Origin of the sequence: Serratia plymuthica, assembly GCF_018336935.1 — a bacterium.
GTDB lineage: Bacteria > Pseudomonadota > Gammaproteobacteria > Enterobacterales > Enterobacteriaceae > Serratia > Serratia plymuthica_B.
On record NZ_CP068771.1, the window covers coordinates 4,359,816 to 4,382,234 of the forward strand.

22 protein-coding genes are annotated in these 22,419 nt (G+C 59.5%); 21 read left to right on the top strand and 1 reads right to left on the bottom strand.

Going from position 1 to position 22,419, the window contains the following annotated elements; translation table 11 throughout:
• The first annotated feature begins 11 nt into the window (after positions 1-11).
• From fhuC to JK621_RS20330, 4 genes are all read left to right on the top strand, one after another.
• Positions 12-809 carry a Fe3+-hydroxamate ABC transporter ATP-binding protein FhuC gene (gene fhuC, locus JK621_RS20315; protein ID WP_212557385.1) on the top strand — a complete coding sequence of 266 codons (798 nt, stop codon included), beginning with the start codon at positions 12-14 and terminating at the stop codon, positions 807-809.
• Positions 809-1,717, top strand: a complete 909-nt coding sequence (gene fhuD / locus JK621_RS20320; RefSeq protein WP_212557386.1) for a Fe(3+)-hydroxamate ABC transporter substrate-binding protein FhuD — start codon at positions 809-811, stop codon at positions 1,715-1,717. The genes fhuC and fhuD overlap by 1 nt, the downstream gene beginning before the upstream one ends.
• Positions 1,714-3,702, top strand: coding sequence for a Fe(3+)-hydroxamate ABC transporter permease FhuB (gene fhuB, locus JK621_RS20325; RefSeq protein ID WP_212557387.1), 1,989 nt, complete (start codon positions 1,714-1,716; stop codon positions 3,700-3,702). Before fhuD ends, fhuB begins: the two co-directional genes overlap by 4 nt.
• Before the next feature lie 313 nt (positions 3,703-4,015).
• Positions 4,016-4,168, top strand: a complete 153-nt coding sequence (locus JK621_RS20330) for a Hok/Gef family protein (protein WP_212560251.1) — start codon at positions 4,016-4,018, stop codon at positions 4,166-4,168.
• A gap of 125 nt (positions 4,169-4,293) precedes the next feature.
• Here JK621_RS20330 and metK read toward each other — a convergent pair whose 3' ends face one another.
• Positions 4,294-5,448 (bottom strand): methionine adenosyltransferase, encoded by a 1,155-nt coding sequence (metK, locus tag JK621_RS20335; RefSeq protein WP_212557388.1) that lies wholly within the window; start codon positions 5,446-5,448, stop codon positions 4,294-4,296.
• A gap of 1,089 nt (positions 5,449-6,537) precedes the next feature.
• On the opposite strand from metK, the gene speA reads away from it, so the two are divergent.
• The 17 genes from speA to JK621_RS20425 all read left to right on the top strand — a co-directional run bounded on the left by speA (position 6,538) and on the right by JK621_RS20425 (position 22,407).
• Positions 6,538-8,514 carry a biosynthetic arginine decarboxylase gene (gene speA, locus JK621_RS20345; protein ID WP_212557390.1) on the top strand — a complete coding sequence of 659 codons (1,977 nt, stop codon included), beginning with the start codon at positions 6,538-6,540 and terminating at the stop codon, positions 8,512-8,514.
• 203 nt (positions 8,515-8,717) lie between these two features.
• A complete protein-coding gene (gene msrB / locus JK621_RS20350) occupies positions 8,718-9,215 on the top strand; it encodes a peptide-methionine (R)-S-oxide reductase MsrB (protein WP_212560252.1) in 498 nt (165 codons plus the stop codon).
• Positions 9,216-9,251: 36 nt separating this feature from the next.
• Positions 9,252-9,977 (top strand): peptide-methionine (S)-S-oxide reductase MsrA, encoded by a 726-nt coding sequence (gene msrA / locus JK621_RS20355; protein ID WP_212560253.1) that lies wholly within the window; start codon positions 9,252-9,254, stop codon positions 9,975-9,977.
• Between the two features lie 208 nt (positions 9,978-10,185).
• Positions 10,186-11,106, top strand: a complete 921-nt coding sequence (gene speB / locus JK621_RS20360) for an agmatinase (RefSeq protein ID WP_004947828.1) — start codon at positions 10,186-10,188, stop codon at positions 11,104-11,106.
• 126 nt (positions 11,107-11,232) lie between these two features.
• Positions 11,233-12,096 (top strand): 23S rRNA pseudouridine(2604) synthase RluF, encoded by an 864-nt coding sequence (rluF, locus tag JK621_RS20365; RefSeq protein ID WP_212557391.1) that lies wholly within the window; start codon positions 11,233-11,235, stop codon positions 12,094-12,096.
• A 360-nt stretch (positions 12,097-12,456) separates the two neighbouring features.
• The gene (locus JK621_RS20370) at positions 12,457-12,774 is read left to right on the top strand and encodes a non-heme iron oxygenase ferredoxin subunit (RefSeq protein WP_212557392.1); all 318 of its coding nucleotides are present in this window, start codon (positions 12,457-12,459) and stop codon (positions 12,772-12,774) included.
• A gap of 2 nt (positions 12,775-12,776) precedes the next feature.
• On the top strand, positions 12,777-13,085 hold the full coding sequence (locus tag JK621_RS20375) for a recombinase-like helix-turn-helix domain-containing protein (protein WP_212557393.1): 309 nt from the start codon (positions 12,777-12,779) through the stop codon (positions 13,083-13,085).
• Positions 13,086-13,103: 18 nt separating this feature from the next.
• A complete protein-coding gene (locus tag JK621_RS20380) occupies positions 13,104-14,147 on the top strand; it encodes an aromatic ring-hydroxylating oxygenase subunit alpha (protein WP_212557394.1) in 1,044 nt (347 codons plus the stop codon).
• On the top strand, positions 14,144-14,899 hold the full coding sequence (locus JK621_RS20385) for an SDR family oxidoreductase (protein ID WP_212557395.1): 756 nt from the start codon (positions 14,144-14,146) through the stop codon (positions 14,897-14,899). The genes JK621_RS20380 and JK621_RS20385 overlap by 4 nt, the downstream gene beginning before the upstream one ends.
• 33 nt (positions 14,900-14,932) lie before the next feature.
• Positions 14,933-15,727 carry an IclR family transcriptional regulator gene (locus tag JK621_RS20390; RefSeq protein WP_212557396.1) on the top strand — a complete coding sequence of 265 codons (795 nt, stop codon included), beginning with the start codon at positions 14,933-14,935 and terminating at the stop codon, positions 15,725-15,727.
• A gap of 109 nt (positions 15,728-15,836) precedes the next feature.
• A complete protein-coding gene (locus JK621_RS20395; RefSeq protein ID WP_212557397.1) occupies positions 15,837-16,778 on the top strand; it encodes a VOC family protein in 942 nt (313 codons plus the stop codon).
• Positions 16,775-17,986: an NAD(P)/FAD-dependent oxidoreductase gene (locus JK621_RS20400; RefSeq protein ID WP_212557398.1), complete on the top strand. Its 1,212-nt coding sequence runs from the start codon at positions 16,775-16,777 to the stop codon at positions 17,984-17,986. Before JK621_RS20395 ends, JK621_RS20400 begins: the two co-directional genes overlap by 4 nt.
• Before the next feature lie 76 nt (positions 17,987-18,062).
• On the top strand, positions 18,063-19,325 hold the full coding sequence (locus JK621_RS20405) for an MFS transporter (RefSeq protein ID WP_212557399.1): 1,263 nt from the start codon (positions 18,063-18,065) through the stop codon (positions 19,323-19,325).
• 136 nt (positions 19,326-19,461) lie between these two features.
• Entirely contained in the window at positions 19,462-19,986 is a 525-nt protein-coding gene (locus JK621_RS20410) for a cupin domain-containing protein (RefSeq protein WP_212560254.1), read from the top strand.
• Positions 19,986-20,804, top strand: a complete 819-nt coding sequence (locus JK621_RS20415; protein ID WP_212557400.1) for an alpha/beta fold hydrolase — start codon at positions 19,986-19,988, stop codon at positions 20,802-20,804. The genes JK621_RS20410 and JK621_RS20415 overlap by 1 nt, the downstream gene beginning before the upstream one ends.
• A complete protein-coding gene (locus JK621_RS20420) occupies positions 20,801-21,595 on the top strand; it encodes an SDR family oxidoreductase (protein ID WP_212557401.1) in 795 nt (264 codons plus the stop codon). Before JK621_RS20415 ends, JK621_RS20420 begins: the two co-directional genes overlap by 4 nt.
• A gap of 17 nt (positions 21,596-21,612) precedes the next feature.
• Positions 21,613-22,407: an aspartate dehydrogenase gene (locus tag JK621_RS20425; RefSeq protein WP_212557402.1), complete on the top strand. Its 795-nt coding sequence runs from the start codon at positions 21,613-21,615 to the stop codon at positions 22,405-22,407.
• The last annotated feature ends 12 nt before the right edge of the window (positions 22,408-22,419 follow it).

A 22,419-nucleotide genomic window follows, 5' to 3' on the forward strand; every position in this document is an offset into this window, starting at 1 on the left:
GAGTAGGGCCTATGCAGGATAAACACCTCGATCACGACGCCATTTTCGCGTTAGACAACGCCAGCTTTGCCGTTCCCGGCCGTGTGCTGTTGCAGCCGCTGTCGCTGACCTTTCCCCAGGGTAAAGTCTGCGGGTTGATCGGCCACAATGGTTCCGGCAAATCCACATTGCTGAAAATCCTTGGCCGCCATCAGAACCCGACCGCCGGTAGCGCGCAGCTTAACCGACGCCCGTTGGCGCAATGGGACAGCAAAGCCTTCGCGCGTCAGGTCGCCTATCTGCCCCAGCAACTGCCCGCCGCGGAAGGCATGACGGTACGCGAACTGGTGGCGATCGGCCGCTATCCGTGGCACGGCGCGCTGGGTCGCTTTGGCGTGAACGACCGCGAGCAGGTGGAGGAGTCGATAACGCTGGTGGGTCTGAAACCCTTCGCCAATCGCCTGGTGGACAGCCTGTCCGGCGGCGAGCGCCAACGCGCCTGGCTGGCGATGATGGTGGCGCAGGACAGCCGCTGCCTGCTGTTGGACGAGCCGACCTCCGCGCTGGACATTGCGCACCAGGTTGAGGTGCTGGCGCTGATTCAACGCCTGAGCCATGAACGTGGCCTGACGGTGATTGCGGTGCTGCACGACATCAACATGGCGGCGCGCTACTGCGACCATTTGGTGGCGTTGCGCGGTGGCGAGATGATTGCGCAAGGTGCCCCGCTGGAGCTGATGCAAGGGCCGGTGCTGGAGCAAATTTATGGTATTCCAATGGGCACGCTGGCGCATCCGAGCGGCGGTGCGCCGGTGAGTTTTGTCTACTGATGTCCGCTTTCTCCGATTTTCAACACGATCCCGTACGCCGCCGCCTGCTGACCGCCATGGCGCTGTCGCCGCTGCTGTTCTCTTTACCGGGGCGCGCTGCGGTGACACCGCCCGACCTCACGCGCATCGTGGCGCTGGAATGGCTGCCGATTGAGCTGCTGCTGGCGCTGGGCGTCACGCCGCTGGCGGTGGCGGATATCCATAACTACAACCTGTGGGTGGAAGAGCCGAAAATGCCGGCGTCGGTTATCGACGTGGGCCAACGCACCGAGCCGAATCTGGAGTTGCTGCAACAACTGCGGCCTTCGCTGATGCTGCTGTCAAAGGGGTATGGGCCAACGCCGCAAAAACTGGCGCCAATCGCGCCGACGATGAGTTTTGGCTTCAACGACGGCAGCGGAAAACCACTGACGGTGGGCCGAAATTCGTTGCAGCAATTGGCGCAGCGGTTGGGGCTTGAGGCGCGCGCTGAACGGCATCTGATGCAGTTCGACCGGTTTATTCAGGATGCCCGCCAACGCCTGCATTCTTACACCAGGCAGCCGCTGCTGCTGTTCTCCTTGCTGGATACGCGGCATGTGCTGATTATCGGCCAGAAAAGCCTGTTCCAGGAGGTGATGGATCAGCTTGGCATTCACAATGCCTGGGAAGGGGAAACCAACTTCTGGGGCACGGCGGTCGTGGGCATTGAGCGCCTGATTACGGTGAAAAATGCGCGGGCGATTTATCTCGACCACGGTAATCAGGCGATGATGGAAAAAGTCAGCTCGACGCCGTTGTGGCAGGCTTTGCCCTTTGTGCGTCAGAACCGACTGCGGCAGGTGCCGGCGGTCTGGTTCTACGGTGCGACGCTGTCGGCGATGCGTTTTTGCCATCTGCTGGAGCAGACGCAGGAGAGCTATTCATGAGCGAGCGCATCCGGGTATTACCGCTGGCGTTGATCTTGGTATTGCTGGCGGCGTCGGGCGGCTTGACGATCTACAACCTGTTGCAACAGTTGCCTTGGGCGTTGTGGGCGCAGGCGCTGAGCGCGCCGAATCACGACGATGTGCGTCAGATGCTGTTCCACTACAGCCTGCTGCCGCGGCTGTCGGTCTCCCTGTTGGCCGGCGCCGGGTTGGGGCTGGTCGGCGTGCTGTTCCAGCAGGTGTTACGCAATCCGTTGGCGGAGCCGGCGACGCTGGGCGTATCCGCCGGTGCGCAGCTCGGCCTGACCATCGCCACTTTGTGGATGCTGCCGGGCGGCGAGATGACCCGACAACTGGCGGCAATGGCAGGGGCGATCCTGGTCGGCGGGCTGGTGTTCGGCGTGGCCTGGGGCAAACGCATGTCGCCGGTGACGCTGATTCTGGCCGGCCTGGTGCTGGGATTATACTGCGGTGCGGTCAACAGCCTGTTGGCGCTGTTTAATTACGACCAACTGCAGGGATTGTTCCTGTGGAGCACAGGTGCGTTGAACCAGCAGGACTGGAGCACTGCGCAATTTATCCTGCCGCGCCTGGTGGTGGCCGGGCTGTTGGCGGTGCTGCTGTTGCGCCCGTTGACGCTGCTGGGGTTGGACGACGGCGTGGCGCGCAATTTGGGGCTGGGGCTGTCGATGGCGCGTTTTTGCGCGCTGGCGGTGGCGATTATCTTCAGTGCGATGCTGGTGAATGCGGTGGGCGTGATCGGTTTTATCGGTCTGTTTGCCCCCTTAATGGCGAAGATGCTGGGGGCGCGCCGGCTGGCGCACCGCATGATCCTGGCGCCGTTGCTGGGTGCTTTGCTGCTGTGGCTGACCGATCAGGTGATGATCTGGCTGACTCAGGTTTGGCGTGAGATCCCGACCGGGGCGGCGACCGCGCTGTTTGGCGCTCCGCTGTTGCTGTGGCTGCTGCCGCGCCTGCGTAGCGCCGCCACGCCGCCGCCGATGAACCTGGGCGACAAGGTACCGGCCGAACGCGGCCATCTGTTGGCGTGGGTGATGCTGGCAGGCGTTGTGTTAGCGGTCGGCATCGCCGTGGCGCTGATGTTCGGGCAGAACGCCGCCGGCTGGCACTGGAGCCACGGCGCAGAACTGGAGTCATTGATGCCGTGGCGTTGGCCACGGGTGCTGTCCGCGCTGGCGGCGGGCATGATGCTGGCGGTGGCCGGCACCTTAATCCAGAAGTTGACCGGCAACCCGATGTCCAGCCCGGAAGTGCTGGGGATCAGCTCCGGTGCGGCCTTTGGCGTGGTGGTGATGCTGTTTATCGTACCGGGCGATGCCTTCGGCTGGCTGCTACCCGCCGGCAGCCTGGGGGCGGCGGCGACGTTGCTGGTGATTATGGTCGCCGCCGGTCGCGGCGGTTTTTCTACCGAACGCATGCTGTTGGCCGGTATCGCGCTCAGCACGGCGTTTACCACCACCATTTTCCTGCTGCTGGCCAGCGGCGATCCGCGCATGGGCGGGCTGCTGACCTGGATTTCCGGCTCGACCTATTCGGTGACTTCGCAGCAGGCGATCCGCACCGCAGTCATTGCGGCAACGCTGATAGTGCTGGCGCCGCTGTGTCGCCGTTGGCTGACCATTCTGCCGCTGGGCAGCGCGACCGCTCGCTCGGTGGGCATTGCGCTGACGCCGGTGCGGGTGGCGATTCTCCTGCTGGCCGCCACGCTGACCGCCATGGCGACCTTGACCGTGGGGCCGCTGAGCTTTATCGGCCTGATGGCGCCGCATATGGCGCGCATGCTGGGCTTCCGCCGCGCATTGCCGCAGATGGTGATTGCCGCACTGCTGGGCGGCCTGCTGATGGTGTTCGCTGACTGGTGCGGCCGGATGGTGATGTTCCCGTACCAAATCCCCGCCGGGCTGCTGGCGACCTTTATCGGCGCGCCGTATTTCGTTTACCTGCTGCGTAAGCAAACCTCGTAACCGGCGTTGCTCCCGCCGTTTCCATAATCAAAGGCTCAGCATCGCTGAGCCTTTATTTTTTTGTATTTTCATACTATTGCAAAGCTTTGCGTACGGCTGCGCAGAACGGATATCCAGTGCGGAAAGGGGGCGGAAATCTGGGGGAAGATAAATATACTGCGCGCGGGTGCTCTGGATCTTTCGTCCCGAGCATTTGTAAGGGATAGAAAGAGAAAAGCCCCGTGTCGATATACATCAACCCGAGGCCAACTCTAACGCCAGACAACGTTAGGTTAGCTTCTTACCCGCCGAGAGGCAAGGAGAAGGAAGTATGATGCCGAACAAAGGAAGTGTCGTAAAACTGGTCGTTATTTGTGCCACTGTAATATCACTGGAATGGATGACACGCAGCAAACTTTGTGAGCTGCGGATCCGATCGGGCAACACGGAAGTTGCGACCATTCTGGCTTACGAATCCAAAAGGTAAGGCAACCCAACGGCGGGGGCGTTGCTCCCGCCTGTTGGTTGTTTGAGTGTGGATCCACGAGCACCCATCTGCTAAAAACAAAAACGGCGAGCCCAGGCTCGCCGTTTTCATGTCGATGCGCAGGCTTATTTCAGGCCGGCGGCATCGCGCAGCAATTCTGCTTTGTCGGTCGCCTCCCAAGGGAAGTGCTCACGACCGAAGTGGCCGTAGGCTGCGGTTTCGCGGTAGATCGGTTGCAGCAGGTCCATCATCTGGATCAGGCCGTATGGGCGCAGATCGAAGAACTCACGCACCAGCAGGGTCAACTGTTCGGTAGGCACTTTCTCGGTACCGAAGGTTTCCACCATGATCGAGGTTGGCTCCGCCACGCCGATGGCGTAGGAAACCTGGATCTCGCAACGGTCGGCCAGGCCGGCAGCAACGATGTTTTTCGCCACGTAACGCGCCGCATACGCCGCTGAACGGTCAACCTTGGACGGGTCCTTACCGGAGAACGCACCGCCGCCGTGACGGGCCATGCCGCCGTAGGTATCCACGATGATTTTACGCCCGGTCAGACCGCAGTCGCCCATTGGGCCACCGATAACGAAACGGCCGGTCGGGTTGATGTGGTATTTGGTGCTCGCGCTCAGCCATTCGGTAGGCAGAACCGGCTTGATGATCTCTTCCATCACTGCTTCTTGCAGATCTTTCAAAGAGATATCTTCGGAGTGCTGGGTGGACAACACCACTGCGTCGATGCCGACGATTTTGCCGTCGTCATACTGGAAAGTGACCTGGCTTTTTGCATCCGGACGCAGCCACGGCAGGGTGCCGTTTTTACGTACTTCGGCCTGGCGCTGCACCAGACGGTGCGCGTAGGTCACAGGCGCAGGCATCAGCACGTCGGTTTCATTGGTGGCATAGCCAAACATCAGGCCCTGGTCGCCGGCACCCTGTTCCAGCGGATCGGTACGGTCAACGCCCTGATTGATATCCGGGGATTGCTTGCCGATGGCGCTCAGTACGGCACAGGAGTTGGCGTCAAAACCCATATCCGAATGAACATAGCCGATTTCACGCACGGTTTGACGGGTGATTTCTTCGATATCTACCCAAGCGCTGGTAGTGATTTCACCACCGACCAGCACCATGCCGGTTTTCACGTAGGTTTCGCAGGCTACGCGCGCTTTCGGATCCTGTTCCAGGATGGCATCAAGAACGGCATCGGAGATCTGATCGGCAATTTTATCGGGATGCCCTTCGGAGACGGACTCGGACGTGAATAGGTGTTTAGCCATTGTATTCTTTACCTTGCATAAGACGGGTTAGAAATTACTGCACAGCGCTGGAGATCCGGCATCGAAGCGAAGGGTCTTCCGCTGATGGCGCGAGATACATCCTGCAACGCCCCTCAGGCAAAGCCGTTAAGCAGTTTCTTAGTTATGCCCGTCGTCTTTCAAGTTGCCCCGCCGTTATCTGCACTCGCTCACCTGGCGGCAACTTGAAATTCATAGGGCACAAATCAGTATAGATGGATTAACATCTGGACGTCTATTTTAGGTCAGGGTTTAGCCGGATTGCCAGTATTTTTTTGTCGTTTCGCTCTTTTGCGCAAAGCCACCGGCACCATTTTCATCGCTTGAAACAGTTTCCGACAAATTTTCATTTTGCATTTTCCCCAGGTTATCGGTATAAACTGCGCGCGCGGCTCATTTGGTGCACAGCGTGGAGCAAAAAGTGCCAAGCTCCCGCTCATGGCTTTCATGGTCAGCCGCAGACGCCGACGCTTGGCGTCGCCGCTTCATAGAACGGTCACGTTCTTACACTATTAATAGAGGCTCAGTCGTTCATTCCGGGCGACGTGCGTGGAGGTGGTTGGATTAATGATCCGTTGTCTACCGGTTGTTGGTTCTCAACAGCAGTGCCGTTCTGGCGCACATTCTTCTGCTATTTCCCGTCTTGTCTCTACTTCACCTTCCAGGTGTGATAAACACTTGGGCGCTACTCAGGATTCTCGGGCCGGTTAACGGTCGTCTGAAGAACTGAACAAGGGTAGCCTGCAGCCTTCCTGTGGGATGTTTCTTGACCCGATTCACGAGGTTTGAACAGGGTGTCTTACAATTATATGAGTGATATCCCCTTCAGCTTTCACGCTGCAGCGTCGTTGCCTGCGCGCGTTCACCCCAGTCACTCAGCGGACCTGAGCTCCCGGGGATTTACGCGCTTGCCGTCTGGCCGCAACATGAATTCTTTTGGGCATAAACCGATCGCTGACCGCGAACGGCAGTTGTATTCGCTGCCGCAAGGGCGGTTTGTTGGGTTGTTCTCGCGGGTTGTAGCTGCGATAGTGGCTGACTGTATCGTCAGTACGGGATGTGAGGCGAGTAATGTCTGATGATCTGTTGATTCACCGTCCGCCAGCCGCGGGCGAACCTATATCTTTACGCTCCATGCAGGAGGTTGCCATGAATGACCGTGATGCCAGCAAGATGCTGCGCACTTATAACGTCGCCTACTGGGGCAACAATTATTATGACGTCAATGAACTGGGCCACATCAGCGTGTGCCCGGATCCGGACGTCCCTCAGGCGCGTGTCGATCTGGCTGAACTGGTGAAAGAGCGTCGCAAAGACGGCCAGCGTCTGCCGGCGCTGTTCTGCTTCCCGCAGATCCTTCAGCACCGCCTGCGTTCGATTAACGCGGCGTTCAAACGCGCGCGCGAGTCATTCGGCTATGAAGGCGGCTATTTCCTGGTTTACCCGATCAAGGTCAACCAGCATCGTCGCGTGATCGAATCCCTGGTCAACTCCGGCGAGCCGCTGGGGCTGGAAGCCGGCTCCAAAGCTGAATTGATGGCGGTGCTGGCGCATGCCGGCATGACCCGTTCGGTCATCGTCTGTAACGGCTATAAAGACCGCGAATACATTCGCCTGGCGCTGATCGGCGAGAAGCTGGGGCACAAGGTGTACCTGGTGATCGAGAAGATGTCCGAGATCAACATGGTGCTGGAAGAAGCCGAGCGCCTGAACGTGGTGCCGCGTCTGGGCGTGCGTGCGCGTCTGGCGTCTCAAGGTTCCGGCAAATGGCAGTCGAGCGGCGGCGAGAAGTCCAAGTTCGGTCTGGCGGCCATTCAGGTCCTGAAGCTGGTGGAAACCCTGCGTGAAGCGGGCCGCCTCGACAGCCTGCAACTGCTGCATTTCCATCTGGGCTCGCAACTGGCCAATATTCGCGACATCGCCACCGGCGTGCGTGAATCGGCGCGTTTCTACGTTGAATTGCACAAGCTGGGCGTTAACATCCAGTGCTTCGACGTGGGCGGCGGTTTGGGCGTGGATTATGAAGGCACCCGTTCGCAGTCCGACTGTTCGGTGAACTACGGCCTGAACGAATATGCCAACAACGTGATTTGGGGCATCGGCGACGCTTGTAATGAGCACGGCCTGCCTCATCCGACGGTGATTACCGAATCCGGCCGTGCGGTCACCGCACACCATACTGTGCTGGTATCCAACGTGATCGGCGTTGAACGCAACGAGTTCAGCGATCCTTTGCCGCCGGCGGAAGATGCGCCGCGCGCGCTGGAAAGCATGTGGGAAACCTGGCAGGAAATGAACGAGCCGGAGAACCGCCGCTCGTTGCGCGAATGGTTGCACGACAGTCAAATGGACCTGCACGACGTTCACACCCAGTACGCCCACGGTATGCTGGATCTGACCAAGCGCGCCTGGGCCGAGCAGCTGTATCTGAATATCTGCAACAAGATCCAGCAGCAGCTTGATCCAAGCAACCGTGCGCACCGTCCGATCATCGACGAACTGCAAGAACGTATGGCGGACAAGTTCTACGTCAACTTCTCGCTGTTCCAGTCCATGCCGGATGCCTGGGGTATCGATCAGCTGTTCCCGGTGCTGCCGCTGGAAGGGCTGGATAAGCCGCCGGAAGGTCGCGCGGTGCTGCTGGACATCACCTGCGACTCCGACGGCACAATCGATCACTACATTGACGGCGACGGCGTGGCGACCACCATGCCAATGCCGCCGTACGATCCGGAAAACCCGCCGGCGCTGGGCTTCTTTATGGTAGGCGCCTACCAGGAAATCCTCGGCAACATGCACAACCTGTTCGGCGATACCGCCTCGGTTGACGTGTATGTGTTCCCGGACGGAACGGTAGAAACCGAGCTGTCCGACGAGGGCGACACCGTTGCCGATATGCTGGAATACGTGCAGCTCGATCCGAGCGCGCTGCTGGCCAAGTTCCGCGATCAGGTAAAAGAAACCGATCTGGACGGCGAGTTGCAAGCGCAGTTCCTGGAAGAGTTTGAAGCCGGTTTGTATGGTTATACTTATTTAGAAGATGAATAAGTAGAGCCGCTCTGAAAGGCCGGGTATCTTACGGATACCCGGCCTTTTTTAATGGTTTCCCCCCGCTGTACCCCCGCGATATTCCCTTGTCCGCCGATGCCATCGATCGGTTATCACAAATTTGTTAACTCTCCGTGAGGATTCGGACAGGGTTTTCTTTGTAAGTTGTCGCTATTGGTTTGATCGGTTTCCGGGGGGCTATGATGATCAACAGAAGGCGATTTATTCTGGTCGGCGGCGGCTTGTCCGCAGCGTTCGCGTTAGGGCTGGTGCCTGGACGAGCGGCCCTTGCGGCGGCCAATGGGCAATTTGAAGTCAGCTACACCGATCAACAGTGGCATCAGCGGCTGAGCACCGCGCAATACCATATTCTGCGTGAGGAAGGCACCGAAATACCCTACAGCAGTCCGCTGAATGATGAACACCGTGAAGGGGTATTTTCCTGCGCGGGGTGTGATTTGCCGCTGTTTTCCTCCCATACCAAGTTTGACAGCCATACCGGCTGGCCGAGTTTTTATCAGCCTCTTGACCATGCCGTTGCCCAACGCCAGGACCGTTCATTCGGCATGGTGCGAGACGAGGTGCACTGTCGGCGCTGTGGCGGGCATCTTGGGCACGTGTTTGACGACGGCCCGCAGCCTACCGGGTTGCGTTACTGCATGAACGGGTTGGCGTTATTGTTCGCGCCGCAAAAAGCATAATGGGAAGAGCGATCGGTTAATCCAGTGGTGAATATGATGAAACGTTCAAACAGGTTGGGCATGTTGTTGCGATCTTATGCCATCACTGGCGTGCTCGCGTTGGTCGGTGCGGGTTTCTGGCAGGGGAGTGCATGGTCATTTGCCGGGGCGGAAACCGCGGTAGTGATCCCCGCGCCTGCGGTTGATGAGCCAGCAGGCACGTCACACACCGAGACCGCTATTTTTGCCGGTGGGTGTTTCTGGGGTGTGCAGGGCGTCTTTCAGCATGTGAAAGGCGTAACCAACGCCGTCTCAGGTTACACCGGGGGTTCTGCGCAAACTGCCGATTACCAACAGGTAAGCGGCGGAGATACCGGCCATGCCGAGTCGGTGAAAGTGACCTTTGACCCGACTCTGGTTTCCTACGGCGACTTGTTGCAGATCTTTTTCTCAGTGGCGCATAACCCCACGGAGCTTAATCGCCAGGGACCGGATAGCGGCACCCAGTATCGCTCCGCGCTTTTCCCGCTGAATGCGTCGCAACAACAGGTAGCCAACGCGTATATTGCTCAGTTGCAGGCCAGTCACAGTTACGACCGGCCTCTGGTCACGCGGGTTGAGAGCAATGGGCATTTTTACCCGGCAGAGAGTTACCATCAGAATTTTTTAACCGAACACCCTGATTCCCTCTACATCATGATTAACGACCAGCCGAAAATAAAACAGCTGGAACACTTATTCCCGGCGCGTTACAGCCAGCAACCCGTACTGGTAAAGCAGTAGAGCCTATACTGACAGTGACGAGTCACCATGAGTGCGATGCGCGGGCTTGAAGCGCGAACCAAATACGGCGATAATCTGCCGCATCAGCAGTACTGAAACAAACATCGAATGAATCCCTTTCTCGTCGGGCTAACGACGCGGGAGGGATTTTTTTTTGTAACGACCTGGCGCCTGCGCCCGGCAACTTGTTGAACTACGAGGGTTTACTATGAGCACCTTAGGCCATCAGTCCGATAATTCATTAGTGTCCAACGCCTTTGGTTTCCTGCGCTTTCCGCTGAATTTCATGCCTTACGACAGCGATGCAGAGTGGGTCATCACCGGCATTCCATTCGATATGGCAACCTCCGGCCGCGCCGGTGGCCGTCATGGCCCGGCCGCCATCCGCCAGGTGTCTACCAACCTGGCCTGGGAAGGCAACCGTTGGCCGTGGAGCTTCGATCTGCGCGATCGCCTGAACGTGGTTGACTGCGGCGACATCGTGTTCAACTTCGGCGATGCGCAGGACATGAGCGACAAGCTGCAGGCGCACGCGGAAAAATTGCTGAAAGCCGGCAAGCGCATGCTCTCGTTCGGTGGCGACCACTTCGTCACGCTGCCGCTGCTGCGCGCGCACGCCAAGCATTTCGGTAAACTGGCGCTGGTGCATTTTGACGCCCACACCGACACCTACGCCAACGGCAGCAAATACGACCACGGCACCATGTTCTTCCATGCGCCGAACGAAGGCCTGATCGATCCGAACCGCTCGGTGCAGATCGGCATTCGTACCGAGTTCGATCACGACAACGGCTTTACCGTGTTGGATGCCGCACAGGTTAACGACCGCAGCGTGGACGACCTGCTGACGCAGATCAAACAGATCGTCGGCGATATGCCGGTTTACCTGACCTTCGACATCGACTGCCTGGATCCGGCGTTCGCACCGGGCACCGGCACCCCGGTGATCGGCGGCCTGACCTCCGATCGCGCGCTGAAACTGGTACGCGGCATGCAGTCGCTGAACATCGTCGGCATGGACGTGGTTGAAGTGGCGCCAGCCTATGACCAATCCGAAATCACCGCGCTGGCCGCGGCGACTCTGGGTCTGGAAATGCTGTATCTGCAAGCGGCCAAGAAACACGCCTAAACGATAATATTATAGGGCGGCGGGCTGATTCTGGCCCGCCGCCCGTAATCGCACCGCAGTAAGGCATACACAGCCGGTTTCTGTTCGCCTTAACGATAGGGTGTATTCCGGGATTACGGAGAAACCATGCTCAGCAAACCATCCATACGTCTTAACAAATATATCAGCGAGAGCGGCATCTGCTCCCGCCGCGATGCCGATCGTTACATTGAACAAGGCAACGTTTTTATCAATGGCAAGCGCGTTGCGCTTGGCGATCGGGTGTTTCCAGGGGACGTGGTCAAGGTCAATGGCCAACTGATTGAACCCCGCAACGAAGACAATCTGATCTTCATTGCACTCAATAAACCTGTGGGTGTCGTCAGCACCACGGAAGAGGGCGAGAAAGACAATATTGTCGATTTCGTAAACCACAGCACCCGCATTTTCCCGATCGGCCGTTTGGATAAAGATTCCCAGGGGCTGATCTTCCTTACCAACCACGGCGATCTGGTAAACAAGATCCTGCGCGCAGGCAACGATCACGAGAAAGAGTATCGGGTTACGGTCAACAAACCGGTGACCGACGATTTTATCCGTGGCCTGGGGGCCGGCGTGCCGATGCTGGGTACGGTGACTAAAAAGTGCAAGGTAAAGAAAGAAGCGCCGTTTGTCTTTCGCATCGTGCTGGTCCAGGGGCTTAACCGCCAGATCCGCCGTATGTGCGAGCATTTTGGCTATGAGGTTACCAAGCTGGAACGCACCCGCATTATGAATGTCAGCTTGGCCGGGTTGCCGCCGGGTGAATGGCGCGATTTAACGGATGACGAACTGGTCGAACTGTTTAAATCGATTGAGGATTCTTCCTCGGAAGCGAAACCGGCGAAGAAACCCAAACCTGCGGTGAAAAAACCGGCCGGCAGTGCGCCGAAAAGCGCCGAGAAATCCGCTGGCAATGCGGCTGCCCGCAAGCGTTTCGCCCAACCTGGCCGCAAAAAGAAAGGTCGCTGAGTGGCCAATAGTCCCCGTTAGCCACCGCACCGGGTGATTTTTAAATAGCGATAATGAAACGCCCCCGGTCTTGATGATCGGGGGCGTTTTGCTTTATGGGACCTGCCCTTGCCAAAAGGACGACAGAGCCTGATTAACGACTTCTAATATATAAACTCACTATGAAACGCGTGCCTGATATCGGTTTTTCATATTGATGCTTTTTTTCGTGATCCCTCCCACACTTGTTACGTTTAAACAACCTTTCATTAACATTTGCCGCTTTGCTCCCTTGACGAAAGTTTCGCCAGACTTATAGTGAGTGTATTAAATAAGAAACTGAGTTTCATATATGAAACAATCAGATAGAGGACAGAAGCAATGAGCTGGAAGAACGTGTGTGAAGTGTCTCAGGTGAAAGAAGATTTTCCTTTCTCCGCCAACGTGGAAGGAAAAGAAGTCGGGGTGTATCTGATCGACGGCAACTATTACGCGCTGGAAGACGTTTGCCCACATGCCTATGCCTTGCTCAGCCAGGGGTTTGTTGATGACGGCAAGATCGAGTGCCCGTTGCATGAAGCGCTGTTCGACGTGCGTACCGGCCAGTGTCTGCGTGAGCCAGGCGGCCGCGATCTGCAAACCTATCCCACCCGGGTTGTCGACAATCAAATCCAAATCACCTTTATCGAGGAGGAGTAATCATGCAGCACATCACCGATTTCAATCCCTGGCTGCCGGACACCCAACAGGTGAGCCCGGCGCGCGTTGGCGGCAACGGTCAGATCCACCAACCGGGCCAGTTCCGGAACGTCATCTGGCAGAACCGCAGCCGGGTACCGGACGGCTTCGAAACCGCACTGGTCGCGGCGCTGGAAGAGATCTTCGAGCAGGGCGCGGAAGAGCTTGAGCAGATCGTCGGCGCGCTGAACCAGCGCCGCCTGTTTGATCGCAGCGGCCAGCCGTGGAATGAGGCGACGTTCCGCGAATTCCTTCACGTTAACGGTTACTGAGCAGCCCGGGAGAAGGCAATGACGGTAAACACAACATCCTCCGCAAAGACTTTGCAGGACTATCTCGATCAGGGGTTGCGCGGCATGTGGTACCCGGTGCTGGCCAGTTGGGAAGTGGGCAATAATCCGGTAGGCATTACGCGTCTTGAGCAGCAGATAGTGGTGTGGCGCGACGCCGAAGGCGCGATCCACGCGCTGGAAGATCGCTGCCCGCATCGCGGCGCACGGCTGTCGATGGGCTGGAATCTGGGCGATCGCATCGCCTGCTGGTATCACGGCGTTGAGGTTGGCGGCGACGGTACGGTCAAAGACGTGCCTGCGGTCGATCGCTGCCCGCTGGTGGGGCAAAAATGCCTGCGTTCTTACCCGGCCAAAGAGGCCTACGGCGCCGTGTTCCTTTATTTCGGCATCACCGCCGACGAAGCGCCGCCGGAGCTGACCTTCCCACAGGAACTGGCGGATGAGGTTTCCTACAGCAACTTCCTGTGTACCGCCAGCTGGGACTGCAACTATCAGTATGCATTGGAAAACGTTATGGATCCGATGCACGGCACCTACCTGCACGCCTCTTCGCATTCGATGGCGGAAGGGGATCGCAAGGCGGACATGGCGCTGGAGCCGACCGATACCGGGTTCATCTTCAAGAAGAACGGCCAGATCGGCGTTAACTTTGACTGGGTCGAGTTCGGCAGCAGCGGTGCCTACTGGATGCGCCTGTCGATCCCGTACAAGAAGCGCTTTGGGCCGGGCGGCCACTTCTGGATCATCGGCATGGTGGTGCCGGAAGATAAAGATCATTGCCGGGTGTTCTTCTGGCGTATCCGCAAGGTCAAAGACTGGCAGCGCGACATCTGGCGCTTTATGTACCGCAATCGCCTGGAAGCCCTGCATTGGGACGTACTGGAACAAGATCGCATCGTGCTGGAGAACATGGCGCCAAACGCGCGTGGCCGTGAATATTTGTATCAGCATGACGTTGGCCTTTCCCGCCTGCGCCGCATGATGCAAAAAGAGGCGAAAAAACAACTGGCGATACTCGCCGAACAGGAGGCCGCGCAGTGAACGGCCTGTTGACGGGAAAACGCATTGTGGTGACCGGCGCGGCGCGCGGTCTGGGCCGCAGCTTTGCCGGGGCCATCGCCCAGGCGGGCGGGCGGGTGGTGATGTGCGATATTCTGGCGGATGAATTGGCGGGCAGCGCCGCCAGCCTGCGTGAGCAGGGGGCCGAGGTGGAAACGCAGGTTATCGATCTGGCGTCGCCGGCTTCGATCACCGCTACGTTCAGCGCCATTGCCGCAGGCGGTACGATCGACGGGCTGGTGAACAACGCGGCGCTGGCTACCGGCGTCGGCGGTAAAACCATGATGGAATACGATATTGATCTGTGGGATCGGGTCATGCAGGTCAACGTGCGCGGCACCTGGCTGGTGAGCCAGGCAGCGGTGCCGCTGCTGGCGCAAAACCCGCATGCCAAGATCGTCAATGTGGCTTCGGATACCGCGCTGTGGGGCGCACCGCGCCTGATGGCCTACGTGGCCAGCAAAGGGGCGATTATCTCGATGACCCGCTCGATGGCGCGTGAATTGGGCCCGCAGGGGATTTGCGTTAACGCTATCGCACCGGGTCTGACGCGGGTAGAAGCGACCGAATATGTACCCGCCGAGCGCCACCAACTGTACGAACAGGGCCGGGCGCTGGCCGGGGCGCAACATCCTGACGACGTGAACGGCACGGTGCTTTATCTGCTGTCGCCGCTGGCGAATTTCGTGACCGGTCAACTGTTGCCGGTTAACGGCGGTTTCGTCTTTAACTGATTATTTAAGGCATGACCCTATAAGGAAACGCACATGGCAGACGATCAAGCGTGTAAGTATCTGATCCCGGGGCTGGATCGCGGGTTACAGCTGCTGCTGGCGTTTGGCGAGCAGCACAAGGAAATGACCTTTGCAGAATTACATCGCCTGGTCGATATGCCGAAGGCGACCGCCTACCGCGTGGTGCAAACGCTGGAGCATCTGGGTTTTCTGGAGCGTAACCCGCGCACCAACACCTTTGCGCTGGGCATCAAGGTGCTGCGGCTCGGTTTTGAATATATCGCCTCGCTGGACGTGGCGCAGGCCGGCCAACCGGTGATCGAACAGCTGCGCGATCGCAGCCAATGCAGCAGCCATCTGGCGATCCGCGATGAGCGCGATGTGATCTACATCGCCCGCGTCAGCGCCGCCGGTTCGCAAATCAATCAGGTCAGCGTCGGCACTCGCCTGCCGGTACACCGGACTTCGCTCGGCCGCATGCTGCTGACCAGCGCCACCCGCGAAGAGTTCGAGCTGTTGTATCCGCAGGAACAATTACCGGGCAGCGGGCCGGGCACCCCGGCGGATCGTGAAACTTTGTGGCAGATGGTTCAGCAGGACAAGGCGCGCGGCTATGTGATCGGCGAGTCGTTCTTTCGCCACGGCATCTCTTCGATCGTCTATCCGATCTTCAACCGCGAGCAGCGGGTTGAGGCCGTGGTCAGCATTATGGTGCCGTTCGATGAGATCCCGAAAGCGGATCGCGAGCGGCTGCGCAAGGAAGTGCGGGACGCCGCAGAGAAAATCTCCGGCTTCCTGGGCGCACCGCCGCAGGCAAACGTCGGTTAACTGACGGCACCGACTCTTTTACTCAGGCAGGGATAAGGCCCATACCTATCAGGGGCCGGGGTTCGATCATGCCTGAAAAACGCATTCAGCGAGAACGTGAGGCACAATAATGAGCATAATCGGAATCGAAAAGCTGGAATTTGGCGTCGAAGATCTGCCAACTTGCGAAAAATTCATGCGGAACTTCGGCCTGCAGGCGGCACAGCAGCATTGGGGGGAACGCCAGCGCGAATTCACTACCCTGAGCGGTGCGCGCGTGGTGCTGCATCCGTTGCAGAGTGAAGCATTGCCGGCGGCGTTCGAGGGCGGTTCTACCCTGCGCCGCATGACCTGGGGCGTTGGCAGCCCAAGCGAATTGGCGGCTCTGGCTCCGTTGCTGGCGCAAATGCCGGGTTTCCGTCGGGTTGGAGGAGAGCTGGAGTGCCGCGATCCGAACGGCATGACGCTGCGCTTTAGCGTCAGCCAACAGCGCGATGTCGAGTTGCCGGTATCGCCGATCAATCAATGGGGCGACGTGCGCCGCATCGATCAGCCCAGCCCGGTGTATGCGCAGGCGCAACCTATCAACATCGGTCACGTGGTGTTCTTCGTCGAAGACCTCGCCGCCACCGAAAAATTTTACCGTGAAGTGCTGGGTTTTCAGGTCTCGGATCGCTATATCGATCGCGCGGTGTTCCTGCGGACCCAGGCGCGCGGCGGCCATCACAATCTGTTCCTGCTGAAACTGCCTAATCGCCCGCGTGGCCTCAATCACGTGGCCTTTACCGTACGCGACATCCACGAGGTGATCGGCGGCGGCATCGCCATGAACAAAGAGAAGTGGAGCACCTTTATCGGCCCCGGCCGCCATCCGATCTCCTCGGCCTATTTCTGGTACGTCAACAGCCCGACCGGCGGTGCATTCGAGTACTACACCAACGACGATTACCTGACCGAAAACTGGCAACCGCGTGAGCTGGAGCATTCTCTGGTGTCGTTCACCGAGTGGGCGGTGGAAGGCGGTATCGACCACGACACGCGCCGCCAGCAGAAAAAACCGGAGGCGGTATGAACCGGCCAGTGCAGGCGGGCATCGTGATTATCGGCGGCGGGCAGGCCGGCGGTTGGGCGGCGAAAACGCTGCGCGATCGCGGTTATGCAGGCCGGCTGACGGTTGTCAGCGATGAACCCTACGACTTTTACGAACGTCCGCCGCTCTCCAAGGCGGTGTTGCTGGACGGCAATGCGCCGCTCAGCAGGCTGTTCAGCGAACAGGTGGTCGCCGGGCTGAACATCGACTGGTACCGTCCGTTGCGTGCCGAAGCCATTGATGGGCAGCGGCAAATCGTCACGCTCAGCGATGGGCGGCAGCTACAGTTTGAGCAACTGTTGATCGCCACCGGCGGTCGCCCGCGTGTGCCGAATGCCTCCTGGGCCAGCCATCCGCGGGTGATGACGCTGCGCTCCTGGGACGATGCGGCAAAACTGCGCCAGGCATTGCAAGGGTGTCGCCAGTTGGCGATCGTCGGCGGCGGCTGGATTGGGCTGGAGATCGCCGCTTCCGCCCGACGGCTCGGTGCCGAGGTGACGGTGTTCGAGCGCCAGCCCGCGCTGTGCATGCGCAGCGTAGGCGCTGACGTTTCGCAGGCGTTGCTTGAGCTGCACCAGCAGCAGGGCGTAACGGTACGTTGCGGCTGCGGCGAGATCTCGCTGGAGGATCGTGACGGCGCTGCCTGGATCGGCAGCGAAAGCAGCGATCCTCAGGCTTTCGATCTGGTGGTGGTGGGTATCGGCGTCGAGCTTAACCTCGAGCTGGCGCATAGCGCCGGGTTGAGGGTGGACGCCGGCATCGTGATCGATGGCCAGGGGCGCACCAGCCACCCGGCAATCTTCGCCGCCGGCGATGTGGCGCGCCACCCGACGCTTGGCCTGTGCCTGCAGTCCTGGGCCTATGCGCAGAATCAGGCGATCAGCACCGCTTGCGCGATGCTGGATGCCTTTGCCGCCCCATACAGCGACGTGGCCTGGCTGTGGTCGGATCAATACGACACCAATATTCAGATCCTCGGCGTGCCGATCGGCGGGGTGCATCAAGTGGTGCGCCGCACGCCGCAGTCGCAGGTGTTCTTTACGCTCAACGCCGACCGGCAGTTGGTGCAGATGGTGGCGTTTAACGACGCTCGCACCATCAAGCTGGGCAAACGCTGGCTGGCCGGCGGGCGGGTGCTGGAGCCGCAGCAGTTGGCGGACGCGGAGTTTTCTTTAATGGCGTTGAAATAATCATTCCCCAATGAGTTTCATGTCGCAGCCAACAACGCTGCAGCGTGAAATGTGAAGGGGAAATCGGGAGCGTTTCATGACTACGCAAGACATTGACGCCCGCGCTGGACGGGTGGGGGACGCCGTTGCCGAAAATCCGCAGCAACGAGTTCGCTGGTCGGTACCGATCGCGCTGTTCGCCTGCGTGCTGCTGGCGTTTTTCGACAAGATCAGCATTGCGGCGCTGTTTTCCGACGGCGAGTTCCAGCAGGCGCTGGGCATCAGTTTTGACCCGGCGCGGCTCGGCTTGCTGATGAGTGCGTTTTTGTTCTCTTACGGCATCTCCTCCATGCTGCTGAGCGGCATTGGCGACCGGCTGAATCCGGTGAAAGTGCTGATCGGCATGATGGTGGTGTGGGGCGTGCTGATGGTGTTGATGGGGCTGTCCCGTTCTTATCACACCATGATGACGCTGCGCATCCTGCTCGGCATCGCGGAAGGGCCATTGCTGCCGATGGCGTACGCCATTATCCGCCAGGCCTTCCCGCAACGCTTGCAGGCTCGCGCCACCATGCTGTGGCTGCTTGGCACGCCGCTGGGAGCCGCGCTCGGCTTCCCGGTGACGCTGTATATTCTCAACACCTTCGATTGGCAGACCACCTTCTTCTTTATGGCGTTTTTGACGCTACCGGTAATGCTGTTGGTGCTGTTTGGCATGCGCCACCTGAACGTGGCGCGCCCGGCAGCCAAAACCGATGCGCAACCTGTGGCTGCGGAGCGTAAACAACGGCGTCGGGAACTGTTGCGCAATCCGCATTTCTGGATGATTTGCCTGTTTAACATCGCTTTCCTGACCTACCTGTGGGGCATGAACGGCTGGCTGCCCAGCTACCTGATCAAGGGGAAAGGCATCCATCTGGAACACGCCGGTTACCTGTCATCGCTGCCATTTATCGCCATGCTGCTCGGCGAAGTGGTCGGCGCCTGGCTGTCGGACAAACTGGATCGTCGCGCGCTGGCCTGCTTTGTCTCGCTGTGCGGCGCCGGGCTGGGCCTGGCCGTGGTACTGCATCTGCAAGGCACCTACAGCGTGATTGCCGCCATGGCCTTCAGCACCTTTATGTGGGGGGCCGGCGCGCCGAACATCTTTGCGCTGCTGGCGAAAGCGACCAGCAGCAAGGTCAGCGCCACCGCAGGCGGTATTTTCAACGGATTGGGCAATTTTGCCGGCGCATTGGCGCCGGTGCTGATGGGGGCGCTGATCGCCGCCACCGGCAACATGGATAACGGCCTGCTGTTTCTGGTGGTGATGGCCTTTATCGGCAGCGTCATTCTGCTGCCGTTGCTGAGAAAGTACTGAATTAACAATTACTAAGCCCAATGGATTTCATGCTGTGGCCAGGCGGCAAGTGACGGGTGCGAACGAATGCAGCCAACAACGCGACAGCGTGAAAGACGAAGGGGATAACCGTTTGATTCAACAGAGGAGTAACAACATGTCCCAGGTTGAGAAACACGCCGGCGTCAAGCCGCAGGATCAGTCGATAGAAAATTGGGTGGAATCACGTATCGCCCGCTTTGAAGGCCGTAAATATGACTGGAACGCGTTGAAGTTCCAGGCCGACTACGACCCGAAATACCGCCGTGCGCAGATGCGCTATATCGGCACCGGCGCTACCGGGGTGGTTAACGACACCAATACCATTCCGGCGGGAAACTTCACCTTCTCCACCATGGTGTTGCCGTCGAAATGCGAAGGGCCGCTGCACCTGCATGACGACGTGGAAGAAGTGTTCTTTATGCTGAAAGGCAGCATCACGCTGATGATCCAGGATGGCGCGGAATATTACGAAACCAAGCTGAAAGAGCGCGATCTGATCTCGGTGCCGGCCGGTGTCTACCGTGGGTTGTTCAATCACGGTGAGGAAGAGGCGCTGATGTGCGTGATGCTCGGCACGGCCAAACCGGAAACGCCGACCTACCCGGCCGATCACCCGTTATCCAAAGTGAAACGCAACTGATGAAGGGTCTGGCGCAACGTCAGCAGCGGCGCTGCGGGGGATACTCCCTCAGTTGGCGCGAAGCGGGGCACGGCCGACCGGTAGTGTTGCTGCATGGCATCAGCTCCGGTTCGGCTTCGTGGATAAAGCAGTTTAACGACGCTGGGCTGACCGACGCTCACCGTCTGCTGGCCTGGGATGCTCCGGGCTACGGCGGCAGCTTGCCGCTGGCCGCCGCCGAGTCGGACGCCGCCGCCTATGCCGCCGCGCTGGCGGCGCTGGTGACTGAGCTGGAGCTGGAACAACCGCTGATTATCGGCCACTCGCTTGGCGCGTTGATCGCCAGCGCCTATGCCGCAGGTTATCCGGACGGGCTGTGCGGGCTGGTGCTGGCGGACCCTGCACAGGGTTACGCCACGGCGACGGAGGAAAAACGGCGTCAGGTGTACGGCCAACGCAAACAGATGATTGAAACGCTGGGGCCGTTGGGCTACGGCGAACAGCGGGCGGCTGCGCTGCTGAGTGAAAAGGCGTCGGAACAAGATATCACCTGGGTGCGCAATGGCATGCAGCAGCTCGATCCCGAGGGTTTTCTCGGTGCCGCCTGGATGCTGGCCAACGAGGATATCGACCGTTATTTGATGCGCTATCGCGGCCCGCTGGAAGTGTGGTGCGGTGATCAAGACCGTATCACGCCCCCCGAGGCGGCCGCGAGGCTGGCGCAACGGCATGACGCGCCGCTGCGCCTGATCGACGGTGCAGGGCATGCCAGCTATCTCGAGGCACCGGCGCTGTTTAACCGCTATTTGCAGGATTTTACGGGAGCAATTCAACCATGAATTTTCAGCTTGAGGATCGGGTCGCGGTCGTCACCGGCGGCTCGTCGGGCATTGGCTTCGAAACCCTGCGTCTCCTTCTGGCGGAAGGGGCGAAGGTGGCGTTTTGCGGCCGCAATGCGGACAAACTGGCCGGCGCCGAAGCCAGCCTGCGCGATGAATTCCCGCAGGCGCAAGTGTTGGCGCTGTGCTGCGACGTGCTCGATGAGCGGCAGGTGGCGCAGTTCGCCGAACGGGTAACGGCGCATTTTGGCGGCGTTGATCTGTTGATCAATAACGCCGGCCAGGGATTCGTCGCCCATTTCGACCAAACGCCGCGCGCCGCCTGGCTGCATGAGGCGGAGCTGAAACTGTTCGGCGTGATTAACCCGGTGCAGGCGTTTTTACCGGCTTTGGAGCGCTCGGACATTGCCTCAATCACCTGCGTGAATTCGCTGCTGGCGTTGCAGCCGGAAGAACACATGGTCGCCACTTCGGCGGCGCGCGCCGCGCTGCTGAACCTGACGCTGACGCTGTCGAAAGAGCTGGTGGAGAAGGGCATTCGCGTTAATTCGATTCTGCTGGGCATGGTCGAATCCGGCCAGTGGCGGCGGCGTTTCGAGGAGCGCGGCGATAAGGATCAAAGCTGGGAGCAGTGGACGGCGGCGATCGCCGAACGGCGCGGCATTCCGATGAAACGTCTGGGTAAACCGCAGGAACCGGCGCGGGCGTTGCTGTTCCTTGCCTCGCCGTTAGCGTCCTTTACCACCGGCGCGGCGCTCGACGTCTCCGGCGGCTTTAACCGCCATCTGTAACCGTTGGGAGCTGAAAAATGAAGAACATCATGATGATTGGCTACGGCGCGATGGCGAAAGAAGTGCTTTCCCGCTTGCCGGAGGGCGTCGGCGTTGGCTGGATCGTGGCGCGTGCGGCCCATCATGCGGCTATCCATAACGCTTTCGGCGGTAAAGTGCAGGCTTTGACGCACCCGGATCACTGTACCGGGCAGCCGGATCTGGTGCTGGAGTGCGCCAGCCAGCAGGCGGTGGCGGAGTTTGGCGAGGCGGTGGTAAAACGCGGCTGGTCGTTGGCGGTGATCTCCACCGGTGCGCTGGCGGATGCGGCGCTGCAGCTCAGGTTGCAACAGGCCGGGCGGCAATATCAGGGGCGGGTGATCGTGTTGTCCGGCGCGGTGGCGGGTATGGACGGGTTGGCGTCGGCGCGCGAAGGCGGGCTGGACAGCGTTACCTATCAGGCCAGCAAAAGCCCGGCCAGCTGGCGCGGCAGCCTGGCGGAAAAACTGATCGACCTCGATACGGTCAGCGAGGCGCGGGTGTTCTTTGAAGGTTCGGCCCGCGAAGCGGCGCGGCTGTTCCCGGCCAATGCCAACGTGGCGGCTACCATCGCGCTGAACGGGCTGGGCATGGACGCTACGCGGGTGCGATTGCAGGTCGATCCGCACACCCGGCGCAACACTCACCGGCTACAGGTGTGCGGCAGCTTCGGTGAGTTTCACATTGAGCTGAGCGGCAACCCGCTGGCGAGCAATCCCAAGACATCAACCCTGGCGGCGCTGAGCGCGGTACAAGCCTGTCGCCGTCTGATCGACGGTGGCTTTATTGCCTGAACGGCAGGAGCG

Bases quoted from the DNA above. Each gene is read 5' to 3' on its own strand.
- fhuC (WP_212557385.1), top strand. From the start codon at position 12: ATGCAGGATAAACACCTCGATCACGACGCCATTTTCGCGTTAGACAAC.
- fhuD (WP_212557386.1), top strand. From the start codon at position 809: ATGTCCGCTTTCTCCGATTTTCAACACGATCCCGTACGCCGCCGCCTG.
- fhuB (WP_212557387.1), top strand. From the start codon at position 1,714: ATGAGCGAGCGCATCCGGGTATTACCGCTGGCGTTGATCTTGGTATTG.
- JK621_RS20330 (WP_212560251.1), top strand. From the start codon at position 4,016: ATGCCGAACAAAGGAAGTGTCGTAAAACTGGTCGTTATTTGTGCCACT.
- metK (WP_212557388.1), bottom strand. From the start codon at position 5,448: ATGGCTAAACACCTATTCACGTCCGAGTCCGTCTCCGAAGGGCATCCC.
- speA (WP_212557390.1), top strand. From the start codon at position 6,538: ATGTCTGATGATCTGTTGATTCACCGTCCGCCAGCCGCGGGCGAACCT.
- msrB (WP_212560252.1), top strand. From the start codon at position 8,718: ATGATCAACAGAAGGCGATTTATTCTGGTCGGCGGCGGCTTGTCCGCA.
- msrA (WP_212560253.1), top strand. From the start codon at position 9,252: ATGAAACGTTCAAACAGGTTGGGCATGTTGTTGCGATCTTATGCCATC.
- speB (WP_004947828.1), top strand. From the start codon at position 10,186: ATGAGCACCTTAGGCCATCAGTCCGATAATTCATTAGTGTCCAACGCC.
- rluF (WP_212557391.1), top strand. From the start codon at position 11,233: ATGCTCAGCAAACCATCCATACGTCTTAACAAATATATCAGCGAGAGC.
- JK621_RS20370 (WP_212557392.1), top strand. From the start codon at position 12,457: ATGAGCTGGAAGAACGTGTGTGAAGTGTCTCAGGTGAAAGAAGATTTT.
- JK621_RS20375 (WP_212557393.1), top strand. From the start codon at position 12,777: ATGCAGCACATCACCGATTTCAATCCCTGGCTGCCGGACACCCAACAG.
- JK621_RS20380 (WP_212557394.1), top strand. From the start codon at position 13,104: ATGACGGTAAACACAACATCCTCCGCAAAGACTTTGCAGGACTATCTC.
- JK621_RS20390 (WP_212557396.1), top strand. From the start codon at position 14,933: ATGGCAGACGATCAAGCGTGTAAGTATCTGATCCCGGGGCTGGATCGC.
- JK621_RS20395 (WP_212557397.1), top strand. From the start codon at position 15,837: ATGAGCATAATCGGAATCGAAAAGCTGGAATTTGGCGTCGAAGATCTG.
- JK621_RS20400 (WP_212557398.1), top strand. From the start codon at position 16,775: ATGAACCGGCCAGTGCAGGCGGGCATCGTGATTATCGGCGGCGGGCAG.
- JK621_RS20405 (WP_212557399.1), top strand. From the start codon at position 18,063: ATGACTACGCAAGACATTGACGCCCGCGCTGGACGGGTGGGGGACGCC.
- JK621_RS20410 (WP_212560254.1), top strand. From the start codon at position 19,462: ATGTCCCAGGTTGAGAAACACGCCGGCGTCAAGCCGCAGGATCAGTCG.
- JK621_RS20415 (WP_212557400.1), top strand. From the start codon at position 19,986: ATGAAGGGTCTGGCGCAACGTCAGCAGCGGCGCTGCGGGGGATACTCC.
- JK621_RS20420 (WP_212557401.1), top strand. From the start codon at position 20,801: ATGAATTTTCAGCTTGAGGATCGGGTCGCGGTCGTCACCGGCGGCTCG.
- JK621_RS20425 (WP_212557402.1), top strand. From the start codon at position 21,613: ATGAAGAACATCATGATGATTGGCTACGGCGCGATGGCGAAAGAAGTG.